5 protein-coding genes are annotated in these 4758 nt (G+C 35.0%); 1 reads left to right on the forward strand and 4 read right to left on the reverse strand.

From position 1 onward, the window contains the following. Positions 1–244: 244 nt before the first annotated feature. From ABES03_RS06385 to ABES03_RS06400, 4 genes are read right to left on the reverse strand one after another with little or no spacing between them, the layout of a single operon-like run. Positions 245–958, reverse strand: coding sequence for a LysM peptidoglycan-binding domain-containing protein (locus ABES03_RS06385; RefSeq protein ID WP_430116163.1), 714 nt, complete (start codon positions 956–958; stop codon positions 245–247). After that, on the reverse strand, positions 951–1559 hold the full coding sequence (locus ABES03_RS06390) for a CPBP family intramembrane glutamic endopeptidase (RefSeq protein WP_430116166.1): 609 nt from the start codon (positions 1557–1559) through the stop codon (positions 951–953). The genes ABES03_RS06385 and ABES03_RS06390 overlap by 8 nt, the downstream gene beginning before the upstream one ends. Beyond that, a complete protein-coding gene (locus tag ABES03_RS06395; protein ID WP_430116168.1) occupies positions 1556–3064 on the reverse strand; it encodes a RecQ family ATP-dependent DNA helicase in 1509 nt (502 codons plus the stop codon). Before ABES03_RS06395 ends, ABES03_RS06390 begins: the two co-directional genes overlap by 4 nt. Then, positions 3055–4101, reverse strand: a complete 1047-nt coding sequence (locus ABES03_RS06400; RefSeq protein WP_430116170.1) for a helix-turn-helix domain-containing protein — start codon at positions 4099–4101, stop codon at positions 3055–3057. Before ABES03_RS06400 ends, ABES03_RS06395 begins: the two co-directional genes overlap by 10 nt. A gap of 258 nt (positions 4102–4359) precedes the next feature. On the opposite strand from ABES03_RS06400, the gene ABES03_RS06405 reads away from it, so the two are divergent. Further along, complete coding sequence (locus ABES03_RS06405) at positions 4360–4608, forward strand: ferredoxin (protein ID WP_063251244.1); 249 nt, start codon at positions 4360–4362, stop codon at positions 4606–4608. The last annotated feature ends 150 nt before the right edge of the window (positions 4609–4758 follow it).

A 4758-nucleotide genomic window follows, 5' to 3' on the forward strand; every position in this document is an offset into this window, starting at 1 on the left:
TCCAAATCCTACCCTCCTTTTTTAATTGGGCTTTGTTAAAATGGCTGTTGATTTCCGCTCCAGGCTCTTCGCTTTCCGTGGGCGTTTCGGCGAGCCTCCTCGGCGCTTGCGCCTGCGGGGTCTCCCCTGAACCGTACTCCCACAGGAGTCTTCGAGCCTTCCACTCCAATCAACAGGGTATAAAAATCAACACTGTTCTTTAACACAGCCTTTCCATAAAAAAAACCGACCAAAGGGTGATCGGTTAGTTGTTTAATGGGATTTTTAATACTTGACCAGCATAAATATTTTCACTGGTTAAATGGTTAGCCTTTTTAATAATGTCTATCCCTTTTTGTGACTGGTAATAATTCATTGCAATTCGGTATAAGCCCTCTCCGGGTTGAACTTTATGATATTTTACTCTTACAGTGGGCTCTGTTTTTTTGGTTTCTGTTTGTGCACTACTGTTTTTATCTGTCTGTTGTTTGACAGCCGGGGCTTGATTAGAACTAGCAGGCACACTCTGGGTGTTTGGCTGACTACTATCATCGGTTGATTTTTCTTCTACCACAGGAACTTTACTTTCACTTTGTTCCTCGGAATTACTAACATTCGAATCGTCATGAATATTATCCTCATTTTTTTCAGAATTCGCCTTGTTTTCATCTTCATTATTGTCGAGATTAATAGTTTCATAGCCGATAGAATCGCTTGAGGTTTTTTCTGTCCCTATGATTTTTTTACCGCTATCACGATATGAAATAACACTAAAGATAATAATAGGTAAAAGGATAAAGCATAAGGCTAATATTCGAATCACGGGAAATCTTAACTTCCATTTGGTTTTCTTCTTTTTTTGACGATGGATTTGTTCTCGTGGAGGTAATTCATCGCCATATTCCACTTTTTCATTTATTTTTTGGATCCGTTGTTTTAGCCTTTCCGCTTGGTCCCTATATGGTTCTTCTTTATTCATGGAGACCCCCCTCTTGTTGGACGTCAGTTGATGAACTTTTAAATTTTATATATATACCTAAAAGAAAATCAATGACAAAATGCATAATAATTGTAACAACTAAGTTATTTGTATAAGCATAAATGCTACCAATTAAAAAGCTAAGGACAATAATATTTAAAAACAAGAACCAATTAAAAAGGTATCGATAATGAATGATAGCAAAAATAATACTGGCAAATAGTAGACCAACCTTTGTTTGTATGATCCCTCTAAAAAGTAATTCTTCACTAAATGCGACAAATGCCGCAATGAAAAGGATATGAAGAATCGATTTATTCTTAAAAATCCTTTCATTCAATCCCCCATCATCATAAAAAGAAGAAGGCAAAATTCTCATTAATATAATATCTATGATGACTACTGCAACACCTGCAGGAATACCTATTACAATTACGTTCCGATCCATCAAATTGAAAGACTTTAAATAAGAAAAATGGTCAAATAAAAGAAATCCTAAAATGAAAGAAATGACTAAAAGAATGACCTGTGTTAAATATAAATGGGAAAGTAGCTCTTTGTCGGTTAAGCTTGCGATTAATTCGTTATACTTTTTCTTCATTCACTCATCTCGCTATTTAATAAAATTTTGGCTAAATAATCCTTCCAGTCACCATCACTGTGTTTTGCTAATGAAAGCTTTCCATTTGATTCATAGCTCTCTAGATGGATTCCACATCTATCGCAGCATAATGAAACCTTAGAGGTGAGTGTTTCTTCAAAATAATTCAGAATCAATTCACGCCGACACTTCGTTGATTCTACCCATTTTTTCATTAGAAATATATTACTCTTTTTGATCTTTATTCTTTCTTTAACAAACTCTGAAATTGTGTCTCGCAAAGTGTCAATACTTATATCTGGTTGATATCGATGGTGTATAAACTCCTCAATTATTCTCCACTGTATATCAGTAAATCCTCCGAAAACTCTTAAGTCATTATGGAGATTAATTCTACCATTATCTAATTGTTGGATTTGCATAATTTGCTGGAACAACCAATCAATTTGCTGTACCGATGGAAGCTCACCCTCCGCAAGCTGTATTGGTAGTTGTTCATCACCAGGAGAATATAGGAGAATCGCAATACTTGGACTGCCATCACGTCCTGCTCTTCCAATCTCCTGAAGATAAGATTCCATTTGCATTGGCATATGATAATGAATGATAAAACGAATATTTTCTTTATTCACTCCCATTCCAAAGGCACTTGTTGCACAAATTACATCTAATTGATCGTGAATAAATTGTTGTTGTATCAGAATTCTTGTGTTTTGTTCCAGTCCCCCATGATAGGCCATAGCCTGACAGATTCCTTTATCAACTAATAAAGCAGCCATTTGTTCGGCAACTTTTTTACTTGAAAAATAAATTATTCCAGGTTTTTGCAGTCTAGAGACCAGTTCAACTATACGCTGCTGTTTTTCATTGAAATCAGCCAATTCTTCAACATAAAAAGAAATATTTGGCCGATCAATTGTTGATTCAATTTTATTAAATACTTCCAATCCAAGTGATGCAATAATATCTTCCCTTACCTTCTTAGTAGCAGTAGCCGTAAGTGCTAATGTTAAGGGATTTCCTAGTTTTTGGCGAATATCCCCTAGTTTAGAATAATCTGGTCGAAAATCATAGCCCCATTGTGAAATACAATGAGCCTCATCCACCACGAACAATGAAATGGTAAGCTGTTGAAGCCTTCTTATAATAAATGGAATCCCCAGCATTTCAGGAGAAATAAATATATATTTATAATTGTTCAACCGGTTCAGCACTTTTTTCCTTTCTTCTACAGGAAGAAAGGAATTCAATGCCACGACTCTTTTTTCTCCAAACCGATTCATTTGCTCTACTTGATCTTGCATTAGGGATAAAAGTGGAGAAACAATTAAAATCTGACCTTTTAGGATATAACCTGGTAGCTGGTAACATAAAGATTTTCCGGTACCAGTGGGGAGCATGGCCAATGTGTGTTTCCCTTCAAGTAAGGAGGTAATGACTTCTTTTTGTCCCGTTTTAAATGAATGATACCCAAAATATTTCTCTAAAAGCATTTCTAGTTCCATGATCTATCACCATATTTCGCTAAGACTAACCTTATTTGAAAATATGTTACTGTATTCAATTTATCCCTAATCATCTTTAATTGTCTCGTTCCCAATTCTCGAGAAATGGATAAAATCTCCTCTTGCATATTTTTGCTCACATATGAATCAATGGAAAAATCATTTACATGTAATGCAAATTCAACAAGATGATCTTCAATGGTACTCATTTTCAACTGTCTAAGATTGGCAATATGGTCGAGCGGATATCCCTGAATTAATAGTTTCCATGTTTTCCGAGATGAAAGAGTTAATTCATCTGTTTGTTTAAAGTCTCGAATAAGTAAAGGTAAAATGCTAAATTGACCTGCTTCCTGCCCAATCTTTTGTATTAAATAATGAAGTATTTGAATAAAAGCAAGGTGGTAATCATGCACATCCATCTTTAACATTCTAGCTGTCTGTTGTGGCGTTAAACCAATCTGTTTAAAACCAGTCAGCCGAAAAACAAAAATGGATGGATCTACACCTTTATAATGGTCAAAACAACTAACCAATTCAGCAAAAACCATTTCACCTACTTCTTTTTTTGGGACTTTTATCTCGTTTACTACGCTTTTCAACCATTGTTGGTGTTCTTTACTTTTTTGTATGGGAATATATCTTTTCTCCCCATATACAAGATTTGAAGTAACCTGAATGAATAACGACAGTCTTTCCCAAAATAAACTTGTAAAGGAATGATAATTCCACCCATCCAAATAAGACGTTGGTGGATTGATTTCAAGGAGTGCCTTCCCATGAGTGGTAAGATGGTATCGCTGATCACCATGGAAGGAGATTTGGTTTTGGTTTATCATGGATTGGATAATCTCTTCAAAAGCGTCTCTCTTTAGGGGTTCATAAATACCAAAAAAATTTTTCAAAGAAAACAAATGGGCATCCTGAATCGTTTGAGATGACTTTTTTCCATTAAGTAAATGAAAGATGGAATAAACTGTTCGCTCGCAATTAAGTTGTTTTAAGCAATAAAGAATAATGGATTCTATCTGCTTCATTCCACCTCACCACTTTTTCTTGTTTATATTCGACAAAATATCCATTTTTTCTATTATTATTTTAACATGAAATGGAGGTACTTGTTGCTGAAAATTGTGTAACTTTAAGAAATTCAATTTACCGATGGAAGGCTATAATAACATTTTTCTATTGAAAAGTTGCCCATACAGTTTTACAATAGAAATGAGTTATGCGTTTCCATTTTACAATGGAAATTAGCAAGAATATTTTTGTTAATTTACTGGGAGGTTTTTTTCATGGCAAAGTACACAATTGTTGACAAGGAAACATGTATCGCTTGTGGTGCGTGTGGCGCAGCAGCACCAGATATCTATGATTACGATGATGAAGGTATTGCATTTGTAACACTTGATGATAACGAAGGTATCGTTGAGATTCCAGATGTATTAATCGATGATATGATGGATGCATTTGAAGGTTGCCCAACAGATTCAATTAAAGTTGCAGACGAACCATTTGATGGTAATGCAACTAAATTTGAATAATATTTTGCTAATAAAATATTCTTAAGCTACTACCCCTCCTAAAAAAGGAGGGGTTTTTCATTTCTAAAAATAAGGCTGTGTTAAAGAACAGTGTTGATTTTTACACCCTGTTGATTGGAGCGGAAGGCACGAAGACTCCTGTGGGAGTAT

It is taken from the genome of Neobacillus rhizosphaerae (genome assembly GCF_050477885.1).
GTDB classification, from domain to species: Bacteria; Bacillota; Bacilli; order Bacillales; family Cytobacillaceae; genus Neobacillus; species Neobacillus rhizosphaerae_A.